The 21786-nt window shown below is 52.0% G+C and carries 12 protein-coding genes; 5 read left to right on the forward strand and 7 right to left on the reverse strand.

Annotated features, from left to right (window positions below; translation table 11 throughout):
* Positions 1-47: 47 nt before the first annotated feature.
* The 6 genes from J1784_RS17760 to tssB are packed head-to-tail and all read right to left on the reverse strand — an operon-like array spanning position 48 to position 6393.
* Positions 48-539, reverse strand: coding sequence for an Hcp family type VI secretion system effector (locus J1784_RS17760; protein ID WP_217150304.1), 492 nt, complete (start codon positions 537-539; stop codon positions 48-50).
* Between the two features lie 32 nt (positions 540-571).
* A complete protein-coding gene (locus J1784_RS17765; protein ID WP_217150305.1) occupies positions 572-2263 on the reverse strand; it encodes an OmpA family protein in 1692 nt (563 codons plus the stop codon).
* Positions 2263-2949, reverse strand: a complete 687-nt coding sequence (gene tssL, locus J1784_RS17770; protein ID WP_217150306.1) for a type VI secretion system protein TssL, short form — start codon at positions 2947-2949, stop codon at positions 2263-2265. Before tssL ends, J1784_RS17765 begins: the two co-directional genes overlap by 1 nt.
* Positions 2946-4304, reverse strand: coding sequence for a type VI secretion system baseplate subunit TssK (gene tssK, locus J1784_RS17775; RefSeq protein ID WP_217150307.1), 1359 nt, complete (start codon positions 4302-4304; stop codon positions 2946-2948). The genes tssL and tssK overlap by 4 nt, the downstream gene beginning before the upstream one ends.
* 15 nt (positions 4305-4319) lie before the next feature.
* Positions 4320-5867, reverse strand: a complete 1548-nt coding sequence (gene tssC, locus J1784_RS17780) for a type VI secretion system contractile sheath large subunit (RefSeq protein WP_217150308.1) — start codon at positions 5865-5867, stop codon at positions 4320-4322.
* 31 nt (positions 5868-5898) lie between these two features.
* Entirely contained in the window at positions 5899-6393 is a 495-nt protein-coding gene (gene tssB, locus J1784_RS17785; RefSeq protein ID WP_119824279.1) for a type VI secretion system contractile sheath small subunit, read from the reverse strand.
* 874 nt (positions 6394-7267) lie between these two features.
* Between tssB and J1784_RS17790 the strand changes: the two genes are divergently transcribed.
* Both J1784_RS17790 and J1784_RS17795 read left to right on the forward strand, forming a co-directional pair.
* Entirely contained in the window at positions 7268-8815 is a 1548-nt protein-coding gene (locus J1784_RS17790) for a methyl-accepting chemotaxis protein (protein WP_217150309.1), read from the forward strand.
* Positions 8816-9021: 206 nt separating this feature from the next.
* Entirely contained in the window at positions 9022-9555 is a 534-nt protein-coding gene (locus J1784_RS17795; RefSeq protein WP_120509885.1) for a GNAT family N-acetyltransferase, read from the forward strand.
* A 61-nt stretch (positions 9556-9616) separates the two neighbouring features.
* On the opposite strand, the gene J1784_RS17800 is transcribed toward J1784_RS17795, so the two are convergent.
* Positions 9617-11164, reverse strand: a complete 1548-nt coding sequence (locus J1784_RS17800) for a methyl-accepting chemotaxis protein (RefSeq protein WP_217150310.1) — start codon at positions 11162-11164, stop codon at positions 9617-9619.
* Between the two features lie 406 nt (positions 11165-11570).
* Here J1784_RS17800 and J1784_RS17805 point away from each other — a divergent pair, with 406 nt between their 5' ends.
* From J1784_RS17805 to J1784_RS17815, 3 genes are all read left to right on the forward strand, one after another.
* Positions 11571-12695 carry a tyrosine-type recombinase/integrase gene (locus tag J1784_RS17805; RefSeq protein WP_120509887.1) on the forward strand — a complete coding sequence of 375 codons (1125 nt, stop codon included), beginning with the start codon at positions 11571-11573 and terminating at the stop codon, positions 12693-12695.
* A 146-nt stretch (positions 12696-12841) separates the two neighbouring features.
* Positions 12842-14983, forward strand: a complete 2142-nt coding sequence (gene ovoA / locus J1784_RS17810; protein ID WP_217150311.1) for a 5-histidylcysteine sulfoxide synthase — start codon at positions 12842-12844, stop codon at positions 14981-14983.
* A 657-nt stretch (positions 14984-15640) separates the two neighbouring features.
* Positions 15641-21748, forward strand: coding sequence for an autotransporter outer membrane beta-barrel domain-containing protein (locus tag J1784_RS17815; protein WP_338019919.1), 6108 nt, complete (start codon positions 15641-15643; stop codon positions 21746-21748).
* Positions 21749-21786: the final 38 nt, after the last annotated feature.

Below are 21786 nucleotides of genomic sequence, written 5' to 3' on the forward strand. Positions count from 1 at the left end.
TTGGAAACAACAAAAACAGCAGACGGCGAACCGTCTGCTGTGAGGTATTACGCGGTGGTACGTTCGTTCCAGGAATCGGAATGAATGATGTTGCCGTCTTTGTAAGTCCAGGTGATTTTTTCGTAACGCAGTTCAATGCGCTCGAGGTGGTTGTGTTTCTCTTTTGATGGATCTTTGATGTCGTACATTTCTGGCGCGACTTTCACCAGTTTGACGTTTTCCAGTTTGGTGTTGAAATACTCCACTTCCTGGCCAGCGTCATTGATGCGATACCATTTGAACTCAGCGGATTTTAGGGTCTGACCGGTGGTCACCGCTTTGTACAGGTACGGGCTAGAAGAATCGATTTCTTTGGTAAACAGGAACGGGGTGTGAATACGGGTACCCGTCAGTTTGCCGGTGTTGTTATCGGTAGGGATGTACAGGTTGTGTTCCTGTGCAACCACTTCGATGCTGCCTTCGCGATCTTTAACGTCTACAGACCCTTTAATGTCCGCACCGCCGTCGTCTTTCAGCCACAGATAAACAGGAATTGCCATGGGTAGTTCTCCATTTCTAAGATAAACATTCATCAATCATTTGATGAACTTGGGGTTGCTGTTGCTTTGCAGGCGTCGGCCTGCGGCACCAGACTGATTTCGACACGACGGTTAGCCGCACGGCCTTCCGGTGTATCGTTTGTTGCAATAGGGCGGCTCTGACCGTAGCCCTGAACGGCAAAGCAGGTCGGGGAGACATCGCTGGTCGACAGCATCCAGTCGCGCAAAGATTCCGCTCGTTTAAACGACAAGGTCTGGTTGGCTATGGCATCACCTGTGCTGTCGGTATGACCGGCGACCACAATCAGCCAGCCTGGCCTGGCCTTAATATCAACCAGAGCATTGACCAGCATCTTGAGAGAGCCCTGTTTCAGCTCGTACTTACCGGTATCGAACAGGGAGAGGGCGTCAAGACGCACCGTTTTTGGTGGTGACTTTTCGACCGGTTCCGGCGGAGGAGGTGGTGGAACGTAGCTTTTGATGGCAGTCATCAGAGGCAAACGCAGGCGTTCTCCCTGATAAAGACCCAGACCGAGACGTGCAGGCTCACCATTACGGAACCAGTCATCAAGTTGCGTGGCATCGCGGCGCAATATCTCTACCGCTTTCGCCTTTGGAACGTAATCCTGCATCCCGATACTGTTGTAATGGTGGATATCGAAACCCACACGATGCAGAAGCTGGCGGTTATGCCAGGCACTGCTGCACAACGCAGCAATCGCAGCGATGGTCAACAGAGTGACACCATGACGTAAAGCACGACGACGGGATGAAATGCCGCTGCCTGAAGGCAGATCAGTAAAGATAAAGTCCGGGAAGGCGAGCAGACTGTTACCGGCATCTGGCTCGGGATGCCATCCGGCAACCTGTGTCAGAGAAGTATGTGCACTAAGCCATTGCTGCCAGAGGGAGTCGGGTTCAATGCCGTTCAGTCCGCAGACCTGATGTAGGATCACCTGTTGCACAGAGATACTGGCGACATCATCGTTTCGCGCCTGCAGTTCAGACAGCACGTGCGCATTCAGCCAGTCATTTTGATGGTTGAAAATGACGGTCTGTTTCATCCGTCGGGCGTGCAGGATGTCACCGGCTTCACGTTGCCAGTTTGTCAGCGTTTCCGGCATCGTGGCCGTGGGCCATAGCGTTACCGGACGTACGTGCTGTTGAGATAACCAGACCGGTGCGTCGGCGGCACTGGTGGCAATCGTGCAGTTCAGAAGCAGAGGAAGGGGACGACGGATGTCACGACGTAATTGCATGAGCTGCCAGCGCAGCTCATACAGACTTGTAGTGAGTATGCGTTCGTCGCTGTGTTGCTGAGGATTGACCGTCAGCATGACCGCCAGCTGTTTCGCCCACTCGGGGCGCTGCCACAGTAACTGTCGGGCAACCTGCCGCAAAGAATTGCTTTCATCAACCCGTAACCAGCAACCCTGCGCTGTCACATGTACAGTATCAGTACCAAACAGAGACGCGAGATCGTCACCGCAGACCAAAACGACAGGCAGCCGGTATTTCTCCGGCGGAAGCCCGTCGAAATGACTTTCTTCAAACTCTGATACCTGCTTTTGACCCGCACGCCACATCCCCATAAGGCAGATGATCAACGCGAATCCAAAGGCCAGCCAGCGCATCAGGGATGAAAATGGCAGGAAGACCAGACACAGAGTGCCGGCCAGAATACCCGCCCACAGCCATAAACCACGTCGCCACATCGGACTCATTACACTGACCCCGGCAACAACGTCGTCAATAAACCGGACAGCCAGTGATCCAGTCCGCACCAAAGCAAGGCGATGATAAGCACGGCGAGGCCAAGCCGTACCGGCCAGTAGCGTAGCCATATTGCGAGGCGATTACTCGAAGACGCCATTGCCAGAACAGGACGTGATGACGCAAAGCTGAATGCAGGGACCCGTGCGGAAAGCTGTTCGACCAACTGCTCCCGCTCAGTCACTGCCTGCGAAGCATAACCGCCGAGAAAGCCCAGCATCAGGACCCGATGAAAACAGGTGAGCACGGCGATATCCGGCGCAGGTTCCCGAAGCACTGTACGCATCCTTTCATACAACTGATTACCCGCATCCAGTGTTTTGAAAAAGTACGCCTGCAGCGGGGAATTACACCAGACAAAATAGGCGTCATCCCGAACACTGCGCCCTTTGACGGTTTCATCCAGAATAGCGCACTGGGCATACATGATGTGCTGACAGTTTTGTTCACTGATGTCTGCTTCTTTCAGTTTCTGTTGTACGTGTTCGATATCAGCGACGCAGCGTTTCCAGAAGATTTGTCCTTCCCCTTCCGAGCAGGTCATTCCCTGACGCAGGCTGATCACCTGCAACCAGGTATCTGCCAGCACGGCATCAATATCAACAGACTGTTTTGTCGTTATCATGGTTTGGCTCATGCGCGTAACACCGCAAAGAGTTCAAGCTGAATGTCACCCAGCGTGCCCGGCACGTAGAAGACGCAGGTGCCTGCTTCCATCATTTGATGCGCTGCAGGATGGGTAAGATCCAGAGAGAAATACTGATTTTCCAGACGCAGTGGGATCGCTGCAGGCACATGGCTCAACGGACGCAAAGGAATACCACTTAAGGCCACATTGACGACATTACCCACATCATCGGGTGCGCCAACTTTACACAGCTGCGGGAACTGAGTCTGGATCTGAGCTGAAGACAGCGTGGAACGAACCGACAAGTAAAAATCCACCTCTTCGCGTTCACGCAGACGCGGATCGTGCAGGGCTGCACGCCACTGATTGATGCGGGGTTCATGCACCAGGTCAATAGCCACAACGCGTGAAGGCAGGCTGGCTTCCAGAAGAATATTCAGCAATGCAAACAACGGCGGAAAGACCGTCGTCAGACGTTCATGCTGATATGCAGGGATAGCTGTCACGTCATGCTCAAGAGAGAACGTCAGCAGATTACCCGCAAGGCGTGCCAGTTCCTGATAAAGACGCTCAGGGTGTACCTGCGGATAGCGCTGGAAATTCCCCAGTACTGGTTCTGCACCGTTCAGGGCATTGAGAAGCCAGAACAGCGAAACGTCAGCGACGGCAAAGTCGGCCATGCGCGCATTACTTTCTCGACGCATGCCCATCAGACGTTTCAACCGTGCTCTTAACTGAACCATCAGCAATTCGAGTTGTTCACCACACCAGTGACTGGCCTGCAGGCTCAGCAGAGGTGGGATAAAGTTCATGTCCTGTATCCATCGTCCCTGAGCATCACGTAACAGACGCGCTACCGGGCAGATCTGAAAGTCACCGTTTTCCTGATTTGCAAGACGCAGCGTCAGTTCGTGTGTCATCACCGCAATTTGCTTTTTATCGTCACCGAACTGGTTTTGGACGTCACGCCAGGCCTGGCGATAGCGTACCGGACGTTCGGCACGTTCATCAGGCTGCAGGCAGTTACCACCATTGGCATACACCTGAGGCAGTGCCAGCATGACGATCGCCTCAGTGGCGTCTGCCGGCAGGTTGTCAGCCAGTGTCAGCGTGGGAGGGAGCAGATCAGCGCAGTCGGTGTCCACTAAAACACCATCCTGAAAACGAACCTGCAAGCGCTGTGCTTTGAGACGCCCTTGTGCAAGGGCATCCTGTTCAAAGGATGCATGAAGTACACCCCAGGGATGCATGATGCCCATCCGGGCAATGCATTCCTGAGTCCAGGCCTCAAAAGAGGCCTGTTGTTGAAACTGTTGCGGAGACACAAGGATCCCTCGTGCCCACAGCGGACGTTCAATTTTCATCGTGTCTCCGGCCTCTTACGCTTTCGCTTTAGGCATCTGAGAAACCAGTGACAGATTCACGTCCATCCCTTCGACCTGGAAGTGCGGTACGGCGTACAGTTTCGCGCGGAAGAAGCCTGGGTTGTCTTCGATATCTTCAACGGTCACTTTAGCGTCACGCAGCGGGTGAGAAGCTTGCAGGTCATCGCCCGGATCGGTCATTTCTGTGACCAGCGTGCGGATCCAGGTGTTCAGTTCCAGTTCCAGCAGACGGCGGTCTTTGGTGGTGCCGATGTTTTCACGCTGAATCAGCTTCAGATAGTGCGCGATACGTGACAGCAGGAAGATGTACGGCAGACGCGCATTGATGCGGCTGTTTGCGGTGGCATCCGCGGTGTCATACAAAGCAGGTTTCTGCGCGGAGTTCGCGGAGAAGAAGCAGGAGTAATCGCGGTTTTTGTAGTAAGACAGCGGGATAAAGCCCAGGTTGGCGAATTCAAACTCACGTGTTTCCGGGATCATCACTTCTGATGGGATTTTCACCTGATTGCCGGTACCCAGGTCATACAGGTGGATTGGCAGATCAGTCACTGCGCCGCCAGCCTGCGGGCCGCGGATTTGTACGCACCAGCCGTTTTTGATGAAGCTTTTCACCATGTTTGCCGCAAAGGCGAACGCCGCATTGGTCCACAGATATTTCTCGTGATCCGGGCCTTTCACTTCTTCGACATAGTTGAAGCTGCGAACCGGAACGGTATCCGGGCCATATGGCAGACGACCCAGCACGCGCGGCATGGTCAGACCGATATAGCGGGAATCGTCGGAATCGCGGAAAGATTTCCACTTGATGTATTCGGCACGGTCAAAGTAGTTACCGATGTCTTTGATGGCAGCCACTTCTTCCATCGAATCTTTCAGGAAGAATTTAGGACCCACAGCGCCAACGAACGGCATATGTGCGGCAGCGGACACTTTAGAAATGTTACGCAGCAGCGCGACGTCTTGTGCAGACGCGTCAAACTCGTAGTTGGAAATCACAGAACCGATTGGCTCGCCGCCCGGTGTGTCATATTCCTGAATGTAGGTGTGGCGATACAGGCCGCTCTGGATGATTTCAGGGCAATCTTCGAAGTCCTGACGCAGGTCGTCTTTAGAGACGTCCAGTACTTCAATTTTGACGTTCTGACGAAAATCGGTGCGATCAACCAGGAACTTCAGGCCACGCCAGCCGGATTCCACACGCTGGAATTCAGGGTGATGCATCACCGCGTCAAGCTGGCGGCTGATCTGATTGTCCAGTTCAGCGATGTGGTGATCGAGCAGGGTTTTATCCAGACGCTCAACGGTCTGGCCAGATTGTTTAAGACGCTCAAGAAACACCTGCACGGCAGCGGTCACACGCTGGTCGGCGGTCACGTCGGCCAGGGCCGCGGTGTCCTGGAAATCATTCAGGTCACCCAGTGAAGTCACCGGTGTCAGGTTAATTTTATCAAACAGGGAAGCGTACACGGTGCCCGATTCAGGGCGTTCAAGGACAGTGGTCTGGCTTGAAGAAGCGTTTTCAGTATTGACTGACATAAGCATTATCTCGCATTAATCCGTTAAGTGGAGGCCGTTATGCCTTGGGTGCCAGAGCGTTCAGTTCACTGCGAAGCTCATTGCTCAGGGACGGATCTTTAAGAATGGTTTCGAGTTCTTTGCGGAACGTTGCGTTGTCCAGCAGGTTCGATTTGAGATCACGCAGCAGATTGCGCATGGCCAGCATGGCGCGCAGTTGTGGGATCTGACGGGCAACCTGTTCTGGCTCGAAATCTTTCATTTCGTTGAAGTTCAGAGAAATGTTTTCTTCGCTTCGATCGCCTGCCAGCGTGTTTTCAACCGTCAGATTCAGGGAAGGGCTGAAGTCAGCCAGAACGCTGTTAAAGTTATTTTTATTGATGTTAACTTTTTCACGCTCTGAAAGCGGGCGCTCTTCTTTACCGTTGCTGTAGTCACCCATTACCATTAATTTTAAAGGTAACTCGACTTTCTTCTGGGCGCCGCCTGTGTGCAGATCCAATTTAATATTAACGCGGGCTTTGGGGATTTCTTCCTGAAAACTATTAGACATGCCTATCCCTTACTGTGGAGTGATAAACGCTGCCAATGAGTCTGAAAATAAATTGAGGCTGGCAACCCTGCCATAAAACTGCATCCATACCGCATCAAGTGTGCGAATAACTTCAGGGGTCACAAGCGAGCCAAAATATTTCATCGAAACATTTCGCAGTGTGTTTTGAATTATCTGGAAAAGAAAATTTCAGATAAGTACCTGTCGGATGCATTTTAGAAACATTACTGATCCTATTGAAAATCCTAATTTGTAACCAAGTGTTACTTGCTGGGAGGAAAAATCCTACAGATCATCATATTGATATATAGGAATTTTCTCTTGTTAACCTTGCAAGGCGCATGGGGTAAGGCATTCGGCCTCATCATTGGCGAGAAGCTAAATTAAAATTAGGACATCATTTAGGAATAATAGACTAAAAAATGCAGGAAATATCTGACATGATTTTTTCCTATGAAAGTTTTTGCATTTTATGGCGCGGTTTAATTCATAGGAATATTCGCGTTTATTTGTAGGAGTATTCATATCGGGAATGGGTGGTTGACAGGCGAAATGAAAGGGAGGTATGACTCTGGCTAGGCCTGCTCTGATATTTTCCTCGGATTTTTCCTACAAGAATAAATGCCTTCACCGTTTCAGTATAAGAGGTTTCGTTGCTGATTTTATTAACCTATAGATTAAAAAACAATTTTGGTTTTTCAAAAGTGTCCGTGGATGAGTCCAGTCCCTGAAGAGGAAAACGGATCCGATAAGACTGAAAATTTCACGTCGGGTCGATCTTTGTCTGCAAAATTTCCGATAGGGCACGAACAGATTAAACCTTTTAACTAAAATGCCGATAGATAGATCCTTGCTCCGTTTTGAGAATCTATCGATGTCGCTTAAAAAGTCCTCTTTACTTGTTCTTGTGATGCTTTTCGCTCTTTTTTTCACCAGCATGCTGTCAAACATCTGGTTGCTGACCCAGAGCAATCATTCCCTGGATGACGTCAACAAAGAAATCCGGGTGGTTCTGTCCGTGATTGATCCCATCAATCACAGCCGCACCTCGCGCGTTCGCGTCATGGAATATATGAAGGAAATCGAAAACAGCAATGGTCAACAAACCAGCACTGCGCTCGACGGCGTGAATGAGGTTATCGCGAAAGCCGATGCGGCATTCCAGGCTTATATGAATGCCCCGAAGTTGCCGGGTGAGGATGAGCTGGCGCAGGCGTATCGCACCACGTATCTGGAATATCGTCATAACGGAATACAGCCTCTGATCGATGCCGCTAAAGCGGGTGACCAGGCGCGGTTTAAAGCACAGATCCCGACCGTGATAAAGCTCGATCGCCAGTATGAAATCGTACTGGATAAAGTGCTGGCGCTGCACGAACAGTACGCCAGAAACCTCAACAATGATGCGCAGGACAATTTCAAATTCGGTATCGGGCTGACCATCGGTTTTGGTCTGCTGTTCCTGATCATCATTATTGGCGTGGTGATATTGCTCAAGCGTTTCGTTCTAACGCCGCTGCTGAATTCCCGTGATCATTGCCGCCAGATTGCCGAGGGTTATCTCGATACCCCTGTGCCGGTCAATGCCCGTTCACGCAGTGAAATTGAAGAACTGATGCAGTCCATCGAGCATATGCGACAGTCGCTGACCCGCATTATCGGTCAGGTGCGCGATACCAGTCATACCGTTGCCCATGCGTCGCAGGAAATTTCTGCCGGCAACATTGATCTGGCTTCCCGCACAGAACAGCAGGCAGCAGCACTGACACAAACCGCGGCCAGCATGGAAGAACTGGGCGCAACAGTGAAACAGAATACCGAGAACGTCACCCGGGCCAGTGGCCTGACACGTGAAGCGGTTAAGAATGCGCGTGCGGGTGAAAAGGTGGCGCAGGATGTGATCGGTACGATGGGGCGCATAAACAGCAGCTCGAAGAAAATTGAAGATATCACCGGCGTCATTAACAGCATTGCCTTCCAGACTAACATTCTGGCGCTCAATGCCGCCGTTGAAGCCGCACGTGCCGGCGAACAAGGGCGTGGATTTGCGGTGGTCGCCAGCGAAGTGCGCAGCCTTGCGCAGCGCAGTGCTGTCGCCGCGAAGGAAATTGAAAACCTGATTTCAGAATCTGTTGCCAATATAAAGGAAGGTTCGGAGCAGGTATCGCGCACCGGTGATTCTATCTCGGCCATCATTTCTTCCGTGACGCAGGTTGATGTCCTGATGGAACATATCTCTACCGCGTCCGACGAGCAGAGCCGCGGGATAAGCCAGATTGAGCAGGCCGTGACCGAAATCGACGGCGTCACTCAGCAGAATGCGGCGCTGGTGCAGGAGTCCGCAGCAGCAGCGGCCTCGCTTGAAGAGCAGGTTCTCTATCTGACGCAGTCTGTTTCGGCATTCAGGCTGGCGGGCGCGTAAGCGTATAACAGACATCATCAGTCGCTGAGCAGGCCGGATACTGTTAAACAGTAACCGGCCTTTTTATTTACCTTCGCCGGATAATTTTCACTTAATTAACTGAAAAGGCAAAAATTGTCAGGTAGTATCGGTTATTCACCTGTAAAGGCGTGGAGTCATTACTTCCCGCCAGCTGCTTATTAAGAGAACTTATCAAGAGCCCGGCCATGACATTAATTTCATCCTCAACAATAACCCTGCGTCACTTAAATATTGCTGACCTGCCGATATTAACCCGCTACCGGCAAAATCCCGACGTTGCCCGATATCAGAGCTGGGATGCCTTTACGCAAGATCAGGCGAAAGCAATGTTTGAGGAAATGCAGACTCTTACTTTTGGTACCCCGGATAACTGGTTTCAGGTCGCTATCGAACACTGTGAATTCGGTATGGTGGGTGACTTAGGGTTGCACTTTGTTGATGATTTTCAAGTAGAAATTGGCGTAACGATAGACCCGAATTGGCAGGGGAAAGGGATTGGGAAAATGGCCCTGAAGCTGCTGCTGGAATATTTATTTGATACCCTCGGAAAGCATCGGGTATATGCCATCGCTGATGTAAGAAATGAAGCCAGCAGTCATTTGTTCTTAGCGGCTAATTTCAGACGAGAAGGAAGTTTTATCGAAAACTGTTTTCTAAAAGGCGAATGGTGTAGTGAATATCTGTATGCCATGCTGAATAAAGAATGGAAGAGCCAGTGATTCTTTCATTCAGTCTGTGCCATAAATAAAGGCGGTAGATGTCCGCCTTTATTTTTCGATATTAGCGGAATACCCCAACAGCTTCGACCAGCCGGTCGGTTTGTCTTTTCAGCCCAGAAGAAGCACTGGCGCCTTCCTGAACCTGAACTGAATTTTGATGCGTGATACGATCCAGTTCTTCAATCGCTTTGGCGATATCGAGCAGTCCGAGATTTTGTTCGCTGGTGGCACTGCGGATCTGGCCAATCAGGGTAGAAACATTTCGTACCTGAGACACGATGTCAGCCATCGTTTTACCTGCCTGGTCAACCTGGCGGGATCCCGATACCACTGTTTCCACACTGGTGTCGATCAGCCGTTTTATTTCACTGGCCGCACTGGCACTCCGTTGTGCCAGACTGCGCACTTCACCGGCAACCACTGCAAATCCTTTGCCTTGTTCTCCGGCGCGGGCGGCTTCGACGGCGGCATTGAGCGCCAGAATATTGGTCTGAAAAGCAATGCCATCAATGACATTGGTGATGGTTGCGATCTTGCGAGAACTGTCGGTGATTTCCTGCATGGTACCGACCACACCCTGCATCGCATTACTGCCTTTTTCCGCTGCCTCACTGGCGGTCAGTGATAACTTGTCCGCTTCGGCGGCAGTTTGCGTATTGCTCTCAACGGTCGCACTCATCTCATTCATTGCCGCCGCCGTTTCACCGACGTTCGCCGCGGTCTGTTCGGTACGCTGACTCAATGCTTCATTGCCGTTTGCCAGTGACTCACTGGCGGTGCGAACTTTATGTGCCTGGTCATTAACATCATCCACCATCCACCGGCAGATCAGTCCGAGTTGTCCAACAGATCGCAGCGTCATTCCGATTTCATCAACGCGTTCCATCGGCGTGACCGTATGACTCGCTCCGCTGGCGACCCGCAAGGTCTGACGGCAAAGTTGTTCGACCGGGCGTGTGATCTGCCATTCCAGCCAGAAACCCAAAAGCAAAATGAAAAATGCATTGAGTGCAAACGCGATATTCATTTGCATGGCGGGTAACACAGTCAGAGCAGAAATGGCCAGTGAGTTGAGGATGAGTAACGCGATCAGTCCGCAGCGGATCCGCCAGCGAACTGAAAGTGTTTTCAAAACGGAAAGACCACTGGCAAGGCCGGTGCGGATCAGTAAACCGTGATGCAACCGGCGGTTGTTCAGTTCGCCGCGATTCATTTTGTCATACAGCGATTGTGCGTCGTTGATTTCGGTTGCTGTGGGTTTGGTACGGACCGAGAGATAACCTTTGGTTTTCCCTGCGCGGATAATAGGAACGACATTGGCGCGCACCCAGTAATGATCGCCGTTTCGGCGGCGGTTTTTCACCAGCGCAGTCCACGGAAAACCTTGCTGTAATGTCTCCCACATATCCTTAAAAGCGGAAGGAGGCATATCGGGATGGCGAACAATATTGTGCGGCTGTCCGATAATGTCGTCACGGTCAAAGCCGCTGACCTCAATAAAAGCATCGTTGGCGTAAGTGATATGACTTTCGGCATCCGTGGTCGACATTAACGTGGCGTCGTCAGGATACTGATATTCCCGTTGAGAAACTGGTTGATTATTGCGCATAGTGACATTTCCGTGGCCAGACTGCGATTTGAATGAGATAAAGGATCCTTAACAATTAACATGTCGGCACCTGCCAAATTTTCTTTAGGGAAACCTGACTTCTCCTTTCCGGTTGATTGCAGCCAGCAAGCGCAATTGGCCCACACGGGAGTGTGAAACGATTGATTTATCGACAATACATAACGTATGCCGATGCTACGGCCTGAAAATGGGCGCTGCAGCCTTCTAATTGTGGTTACTATGACCCGAAATCGACACCATAATCCTTCTGCTAAGTCCTTTATTTTTCTTTATAGATTGTCGTTCTGACTCCAGACTTAATAGGTCTGGAGTCACAAACCCTTTGCCTAAGATCCTCTGACTTGTTATAAAACCGGCCTGTGATTTTTCAGGTGAAATTGGGCTGATGAGCAACGCGGTATCCGGAACGACCAGTGAAACAAATTTTGCCGCCGAAAATGTTGGCCGGCATGTGCTCGCTTATCTTCAGAATGTTAAAGCGACGCCGCTGGCACAGCTGGATGATTTTGACGAAGAGGGCAATGCGACGGTCGGTCAGGTAATTAATGTCTGGATCCGGCTTTCGTTGATCCTGACCCGCCGCCGTCCGGAAATTGCCGTTTCGTCTTTGATGAAACATGTCCTTCCGGTAATTGGCGATGTGCCACTGAACAAAATCACCCGCCTGCGTCTGAACCGTTTATTTAACGTGCTGTTAGCGGACGGAAAAATTTCAGAAGCCAAACGGGTATTTGCCCTGTGTAAGCAGTTTTTCGGTTGGGCGGAAACTCAGGGATATCTCGCTCATTCGCCACTGAGTTCGATGAAACGCCGTGATGTCGGGGGAAGAAATTCGCCGCCGCGCGAGCGGGCGTTAACCGATGCTGAAATCTGGATCTTCTGGCATGGCCTTGATTTATGGGATATTTCAGAACAATGCCGCTGGGCATTACGCCTCTGCTTGCTGACGGCCAGGCGTCCTGATGAAATTGTACGCGCCAGAAAAGAGGAGTTTCATCTGCGGATTGGCGTCTGGAGGCAGGGCACGCGCAATAAATCAGCACGCGACCACAGTCTGCCTTTAACAAATTTAATGTTGATATGCGTAAATGCCCTGATTGCGGCCAGTCCGAAAAATAGTCCGTGGCTGGTTCCGTCTCCGCTGGATGCGCAAAAACCGTTATCGCGTGGCGCGATCACTCAGGTTATCCGGCGTATGCTGCGTGCTGAAAGAGGGCTGGGCATTGAGCCTTTTGCTACCCGCGATTTACGCCGGACGGCGAGATCCAAATTATCATCCCTGAATGTACCCAATGATGTTGCCCGTAAAATCATGAATCATTCTCTCGAAGGCATCGACCGTGTTTACGACACCCACGACTATCTGCCGCAGATGAAACAGGCGCTGGAAGCATTTTCTGACAATATTCAGGGCATCATCAGCGCGCCGGATTACTTCGATTTACGCCATAAATACGAAGGGGAATCGCTGCATGTTCCTGCGATATCGATGCTGTATATGGAAAGATAACGGGTTTTTGCGCTTTTTAAGTATCTTTTATCCCTAACAGTTCCACGACTAACAGACCGGCCAGCACGCGCCGGAAATAAGCCGCTGATGTCAGCTGCTACACTTGAGTATTGATTTGGCGTTGCCAGAAGACAGAGGAATTAATGATGCTTTCACAACCAGAGAACGCTAACGGCCTTCCGCAACCGACGAAAACAATCTTACTGAGCACCGGAACGGCGGAGCAAAAACGTCAGGAAATACGAGATTACTTTATTCAGACCTGGGAACTGTATGAGAGCCTGTTTGATTGTCTGGCGGACGAACGGGCTTATTTCAACAAAGCGATTTCCCTGCGCCACCCGCTGATTTTTTATTTCGGTCATACCGCCACTTTCTATATCAACAAACTGATGGCAGCCGGGTTAATTCCAAAGCGAATTGATTCCCACATCGAAGCGATGCTGGCGATTGGCGTGGATGAAATGAGCTGGGACGACCTCGACGATCAGAACTATAACTGGCCATCTGTCGCGAATTTACGGACATATCGAAGCAAAGTTCGCGAAGAAGTGCTGGGCATTATTGATACGATGCCACTGAGTTTGCCGGTTGACTGGAACAGTCCGGCCTGGGTTGTTCTGATGGGCATTGAACATGAGCGAATTCATCTGGAAACTTCCAGTGTGCTCATCCGCCAGTTGCCGGTGGAGTGGGTTAAACCTCAGGCGCACTGGCCAGCCTGTTCTCTGGCAAGACATGACCGGAATTCGGTGCCCCAAAACGAAACGCTGGCGGTTAAAGGTGACGTTGTCACGCTAGGCAAGCAGGATGATACCTACGGCTGGGACAATGAATACGGCACGTCAGAGCATAAAATTCAGGCATTTAGCGCCAGCAAAATGCTGGTGAGCAACGCCGAGTTCTTTACTTTCGTCGAGGACGGGGGCTATCAGGACGCGCAATGGTGGGATGAAGAAGGTGCCGGATGGCGTGATTTTGCGCAGGCAGAAATGCCGACATTCTGGGTAGGTTCGCCGCGTGAACCTGAACAGCTGAAATTACGTCTTATGACGGAAGAAGTGCAAATGCCGTGGGACTGGCCGGCGGAAGTCAATCAGCTGGAAGCCGCTGCTTTTTGTCGCTGGAAAGCTGCCCAAACCGGCGAGTCTGTGCAATTACCGACTGAAGCGGAGTGGATGATTTTACGTAATCAGGTACCGGGCGATCAGCCAGACTGGGAGAGCGCGCCGGGAAATATCAATCTGGCCTGGTGGGCATCTTCGTGTCCGGTTGATCATTTTCAGCAAGGCAACTTCTGCGATGTGGTTGGGAACGTCTGGCAATGGGCGTCTACCCCCATCAGCGGTTTTGATGGATTCCGCGTTCATCCGTTATATGACGATTTTTCGACGCCGACCTTTGATGGAAAACACTCCATGATCAAGGGAGGAAGCTGGATTTCGACCGGTAATGAAGCACTGAAATCTTCGCGTTATGCGTTCCGTCGCCACTTCTTCCAGCATGCAGGTTTCCGGTATGTGGTGTCCAGTCATCAGGAAGTCGTTACGGTAAACCCATACGAAACGGATGGGCTGGTGGCGCAGTATCTGGATTTCCAGTACGGTCCACGTCACTTTAATGTGCCTAACTATGCTGAACAACTGGTTGATATTGCAGTTAAAAATGTCAGTCAGAAAGGCAGGGCGCTGGATATTGGCTGTGCGACCGGACGCGCCAGTTTTGAGCTTGCCCGTCATTTTGATGTTGTCGTTGGCATGGATTATTCAGCCCGGTTTATTGATGTCGCTCTGGCACTTTCGCGCGGCGAAGCATGTCGTTATGTGATCCCGGAAGAGGGCGAACTGGTCGATTATTGTCAGGCGTCGCTGGCGGAATCTGGGATAGATACGCAGCAGACAGAGCGCGTCAGTTTTGTGCAGGGCGATGCCTGTAATCTGAAACCTCAGGCTGAACTGTACGATCTGGTTCTGGCTGCAAACCTGATCGACCGCCTGCGTGAACCGGCGAGATTTTTGAAAGATATCGCACCGATGATTCGTTCCGGCGGATTACTGATGCTTTCGTCACCTTATACCTGGCTTGAGGAATTCACGCCTAAAGAAAACTGGATAGGGGGATTCCGAGAGAACGGTGAGGCGGTGACCACGCATCAGGCCTTGCGCCGCCTGCTGGCGAATGAATTCGAAGAAGTTCAGCAACCGCACGATGTTCCTTTCGTTATCCGTGAAACAGCCAGAAAATTCCAGCATACAGTGGCACAGATGACGTTATGGCGTAAGCGCTAAATACTGTTGTAGTCCATCCAGACGGTCGCTATGCGGCCGCTTTTTTTAACGCCGGCAAAATACTCACTCAACTTCCTGCACATATTTTCTGATTAAACGATTTAATCATAGATGCTTAATTGTTCACTGTTGTTGATATTCAAAGCCAATAGAATGTTGTAACTAATTTATTTTGTTTTTCTGAATGTCAGCCGATAGTGGGGTGGTATGTATATCAATACGCATACTAATTACAGGGATAATATTGGCGTGTATTGTCGTGCTGAATAATCACCATTCACATTTCATGGAAATTATTCCTTATTTTTTTGCAAAATAGATTTACCTCATCTAACGTTAACTTAACGCAAACTGTACAAAGCCGGAACTTCGTATAAGTTTTCAACTGACAAGAAAATAATTTCTAATGCCTTGAAAATACGTAGTTTTGATAATCCGGAGGAGAGGGATTTTCCTTTTAGTGTCTGTCCCTTTTTGCTGGAGTATTCTATGGTCCGCCGACTGCTATTATCTAAAGTCTCCATTGCTGTTTACGTTGTTATTAGTACTCCTCCGGCTCTTTTATTTCCTGTCACAGCTCAGGCAGTTATATTGCAGGCATTCAACCCCGCTGATAATGACCAGCTTAATGGTGATCTGCTGGTATCAGGGGGCGCCGTGGTTGATCTCACAGGTAATCAGCAATTTCGTGCCGGCACTGACGGTTCCGTCAATACCACATTAGGCGCGCTACAGGGGTTGGGTCGCATAGTTAACGACCACGGCGTGATAGGCGCTTCCCGTCTGGACATCGGACCGGCAAATTTTGGTATCACCATTCCCGATCCGACCACCGGCGGCAACACAACCTTTCAGGTTTATAATCCTGCCACTCTGATCGCGCTGGCCCCCGTTGATGCCAGTACGCCAGTGGCGGATGTGGTAAACGTAGGGGACGATCAATACATCAACACCCGGATTGCGGATGTCAGTACCGGCGGAACATTGAATGTGAATATCGGCCAGGCGAATGCTGCGCCAAGTGGTGTAAACAACGCGTGGACGATGGCCGCCAAACAAAGCACGCTGTTCAACGTTGATGGTACAAATGGCGCAGACTCGACACTAAACTGGAATTCCAGTAACCGGATTACGTTCAGCGGCACAGCCGCCGACCCGACGATCCCCCGCCAGCTGACCGTTCAGAACCTCATTACCTTTAACGGCGCATTTACCGTTCAGACGCTTGATAACGCCGTGACCAGTTTCAACGTGACCAATGCTGCAGGTCTGAAAAGTTACAACGACTGGCTGGTTACCCAGTTAAAATCCGGCAACCTCGATAAAAGTACTTATCTCACCAACTTCAATAAAGCCTTCACGCGCAGCACCAACACCGTTGATTACCTGATTTCTGCTGACGACCCGAATGATGATGTCGCTCAGGCCATCGGCAACCGGATAGTCATCAACGCCAGCGGTGCCAATGCAAAAGTGAATATTGCAGCGGGAAAATCCCTGGAAGTTATCGGCGCCAATGGCGGAGCAATACGCGGTACCAATAATGCAGAAATCACGGTGAACGGTAAAGTCAGCAGCTCCGGCTCTCTGGGTTCAGAAGGTTCCGCGTTATATCTCGACGACAGTAGCGGCATTAATAACGGTGTGATCAACGGCGGATTTATCAACCGGATTGATGGCACCGGTGTCGGCTCTACCGGCTTTGGCTCCAACGGTGTGCAGGTACAAAACGGCAGCACTTTCGATAATAACGGCATCGTGAATTTCGCCACCACCGGCGGAACAACGTCAGCCATCAATCTGGGCATCAATTCCTCAGCCAACAACAGCGGAAATATCAACGTCGGGATCAATGGTTCCAGCGCAACCGGCAGTACCACCGGCGTGATGGTCGGAGATGCAACGGCGTCTTTTATCAACAACACCGGCGCGAATATTTATATCGGTCGCGGCCCGCAAAATAGCCTGAATGACAATACTGCGGACACCGCCGTTAACCAGAGCGGACTGACGGCCGGAGTGCAGGTCAGCGCAGGAGGAAGTGCCATCAACAATGGCAATATTGTTATCGGCAGCCGTGTGCAAAATGCTGCCGGAATGTACGCCGGTGGCGGCACGGGCACCACACTTCTCAATAACGGCACGATAGATATCAACGGCAAAGCAACAACGGTTCCGCGCGAAAACATCGGTATGTCGGTAATGAATACCACGGGCAATATCGATAATGCGGGCACTATTAACCTCAACGGCGTCAACGGAACCGGCGTGAAAGTGGTGGCAACCAGCGGAAATACTTCATCTGCCAGTTCCACCGGCACGATTAATGTCGCCGGTGGCGCAGACACTGCCAGCGGCACGCGCAATTTTGGTATCTGGGTCGAAGGTCAGGGAACGGGCGTTGCCACCGCTACCGTTGACGGCCCAATTAATCTTTCCGGCAATGGTGCAATCGGCGTACACTCCAGGGGAAACGCCACGGTGGATGTGTCACCCGACGCTATCCCGGCTTTCAGCCTGGGCAGCAATCAGATTGCATTTTTCGCGTTTGGCCCCAATGCCAAAATTAATACGGTCGGCAACAATTCATTCAATGTCACGACTACCGGTTCAACATTATTCCGGCTGGAACAGGGCGCTGACTTTGACGGCACGGATTTGTCACTGACCGCTTCAGGCATGAATTCGGTCGGCGTAATGGGCACCGGCACTGGCGGAACGACGGTAGTCACCAAAAATGCCACGCTGGAGGTTTCCGGGACCGGCGCTACCGGGCTGATTGTTGAAGGCGGGGCGACGGGATCAATCGACGCGGATACTACCATAAATCTTTCGGGCGTTAATGCCGTGGGGGCGATTGCCGACGGTCAGAAACATACGCTCGCTGGCACTAATTCGGGTTCACCGGTACAAAGCACGGCGCTGGTTTCTGCAGCTTCCCTGATGTCGGCACAAAACGGACTGACGGGTTTCATTGCTCGCAACCGTGCATCGCTGACTAACACCGGCGACATCAACTTTACCGGAGCAGGCGCAACCGGCATCCTGGTACAAAGCGGCGCGACCGGCTCCAACACCGGTAATATTGCTATTAATGATGGCGGCGCGGGGATGGTGGTCAACAGCGGCACCAGCGGACTCAACACCACGGCGAGCACAAGCGGCTCGATTAATGTCAACGGCGGCAGCATTGCCAGCCGTACCCGCGGTGTCAGTGCCAGCGGGGCGAAAGCGATTGCCACGCTCAGCAACGGTTCGCTGATCAATCTTAACGGCGTCGGAGCGATTGGCGCTGACGCCCAGAATGGCGGCACGGTCAATATTGCCAGTTCCGCCACCCCGACATTCAGTAACACCGATCAGATAGCCTATCGTGCCGTCGGTGCGGGCTCAGTCATCAACAGCGCGACGACGGTACTGGACGTTGATACCGATCGTTCAACCCTGTACCGCATTGCCGACGGCGCTTCGCTGACCCTCGGTAATGGTTCATCGCTGACAGCTTCCGGGGCAAACAGTATGGCGCTGGTCAGCGCCGGTACCAATGCGCAAATCAATACCGCCGGTTCAAAACTGTTTGCCAGCGGCGGCGGGGCAAAAGCCGTCACCGTCGAAGGCGGCGCGCTGGGTAATCTCGACAGCACCACTGCGATCACCCTCAGCGGTACAGGCAGCATCGGCGGCGTGGCCGACGGGCAAAAGCATGAGTCCGACGGTTCGATAGTGACAGCGCCTGATGCCAGCACCACGCTCACCAGCGCCGCATCGGTTATTGCCAGCGCATCCGGCGCAATAGGTTACATGGCCACGAATCTCGGGAACGTGATCAATAACGGCGTGATAACGATGAGTGGCGCAGGCAGCACGGGCATACTGGCACAACTCGGCAGCAAGGCCATCAACAATAATCAGATTACGCTGACCGGCGCGAACAGCACCGGTGCGCAGGTTATATCAGGCAGCACATTTACCAACAATGGCGCTCTCCAGATTGCACAGGGAACAGGGATTGATGCCAGTGGCAGCGGGACTTCCGTTGCACGCGCAGGCAATATTACGGTTAATGACGGCGTGGCCGGTATCCGCATTTCGGATGGCACCAGTCTTATCCTCAACGGCGACGACAATAATATTACCAGCGGCGGCACGGCGCACGGCGTGTTACTCGATACCGGTGCGGGCGGTCTCGCCATGAATAACACGACCCTAAATATCACGGGTTCCAGCAATGGTGTCGAAAACCGCGCGGAAACCGGCAATGTCACACTGCAAAACGCAACCATTAATGTCGGCAATGGCAGTGGTGTGCGTACTGCTACGGCATTTGATCCCGCATCAACGCTGCGGGTGAATGTCAGCGGTAACGGCACGGCTTTTAATTTCACGCAGACTAATCTCTCTGCCACTTCCGGGCTGCTGACACTGGGTGACGGATATGTGTTTAATGTCACCGGCGCGGGCGGAACGGGGATAAATGCCAACACCACAGGTGACGTTGTCACGTCTGCCACCGTTAATATTACCGATGCAGCAGGGGGATCAGCACTGGTGGCGGGCAATGCCGGTAACGTGCTCAACACCGGCGTCCTGACGTCTGCCAGTCTCACCGCGCCGGTGGTCGATCTCAGCAACGGAACAACAGCACGGTTTGAAAACCGGGGGACGATTACGCCATCTTCAGCCAGTGCAGTCGCCGTTTCCGGCACCGCGGGCAATGACGACGTTCTGCTGACTTCCGGCAATGTTTTCGGTGATATCAGTACCGGTTCGGGCGATGACACCATCACCTGGAATGGCGGCACGCTCGACGGCAGCCTGACTCTCGGTGCCGGGAATGCCAACCGCGCGTATATCAACAATGTGGATTTATCGACCACCCGGCATATCACCAGCGGCATCGGCTCCGATAACGAAGTGAGCTTTTCCAAAATTGTGGCACGGGGCGGTACGTTTGACACCGACGATCTCAGCCGTGGCGTCAATTTAGGCAATGGCTGGAACGTCATTAATTTCACCGATGACACGCAGTGGGAACTCACCGGCGACCTTCAGCTGGCGCACAGCAACGTGAATATCGACAGCACCTCCACACTGTTCGCCGGTAACGGCGTTAATCCGGTGATTTCCGGCGGCGAGCTGAATTCCGCAATTGTGACGAATGCCGGACTGATTGATCTGACCAACGGCAGCGGATCACCGGGAAATTCCCTGACCATCAACGGCGATCTGGTGTCGGATGGTGGTACTGTCAACATGATAACCCGTCTTAATGCAGGCGGTGTGCGCAGTAACCAGTTCACCGACACGTTGAAAATTACTGGCAATGCCAGCAGTGGCACGACTATTCTGGATATCACACCCGCAGCTGCCAGTACCGGCGCGCTGACCGACCTTAATCATTCATCTTCAATGCAAGCCTACGAGGGGATTTCGCTGGTACAGGTAGCCGGAAATTCCAGCGTCAGCAGTTTTGCGCTGAAGGGTGGCTATCTGGCGGCCGGACCGTGGCGTTATGATTTATACAGCTTTGCGCCGGGCAGCAGCGACGCCAATCAGCGCGCAGTGGCCGGGGGTATAACCAATACCTTCTGGGATTACCGCATTGGTAATGCCTATGTCTGTGAAGGCGATGCGTGTAATAAAGTGGTTGCGCCGGTCGCGGTTACGCCTGTCAATCCGGGCACGCCGGAAGCCCCGTCCACACCGGTTGATACCAGCAGCCAGCCGTTAACCAATCCACCTGACGACGGTTGTGTGGTGAATGGCGTGGACAACTGCGCGCCGGGTCGCCGGGCCGTTACTCCGCAGGTTCCTTCGTATATTTCCGCACCGGTGGCACTGGCCTATTACAACGCTTCCGTTGTTGACGATTTACACAAACGCTTGGGGGAATTGCGCCATGAACAGAGCCTGAACGACGGCGTTGGTGGTGAAATGTTCCTGCGCTATATCGGCTCAAACATGACCTATAAATCCAACGTCAGCTTTAAGCAGTTTGGTTATGATTTCGATATGGATTACAACGCCCTACAGATTGGCGGAAATGTTTTGCGTCTCGATGGTGACAAAGACAGTTTGCGCGGCGGGCTGGCCTATACGCGCGGCAACAGTCGTATGAAGCCTAAAGCAGCGGATGGATACAGCAGCACGACGTTTGACAGCAACAGCATTGCGCTTTACCTGACCTGGCAACGGCAGAACGGCTTTTATATGGACGGGGTTCTGTCATTCGATAATCACCACGGCGAAACGGATATTTCGCGCCAGAATAATGTGGGATCACCGAAAGCGAAAAGCTGGAGCGCGTCACTGGAATCCGGCTATCCGTACCGGTTTGATAACGGACTTAAACTGGAGCCACAGGCGCAACTGATGTACACCAGTATCAATATGGATAATTTCACCGATAAAGACAGTACCACGGTGGATTATCAGGATTACAGTCAGACAATCGGGCGCGTAGGTTTACGTGCAGAGCGGACCTGGCTTGATGACACGGGGCGCCAGTACACGCCTTACGTTCGTGCAAACTATTATCGGGGCTGGGGCGGCGAAGCCAAAACGACTATCGGCGCTGAGAATACGCAAATCAGCCAGAGTTTTACCAGCGGTAAATTCGGTCAGATGGGTGAGTTAGGTGGCGGCGGGACGGTGACTTTTAAAAATGATTTGTCACTGTATGCTGAAGTGGATTACCGCAAAGAAATTAACAGTAACGGCGCAAAAGGCTGGGGCTATACCGGCGGTGTACGATGGACGTTCTGAGGAAGATAAATAAACGAATCTGTTGACCAGAGAAGGCC

The organism is Rahnella ecdela (assembly GCF_019049625.1).
Taxonomy (GTDB): Bacteria; Pseudomonadota; Gammaproteobacteria; order Enterobacterales; family Enterobacteriaceae; genus Rahnella; species Rahnella ecdela.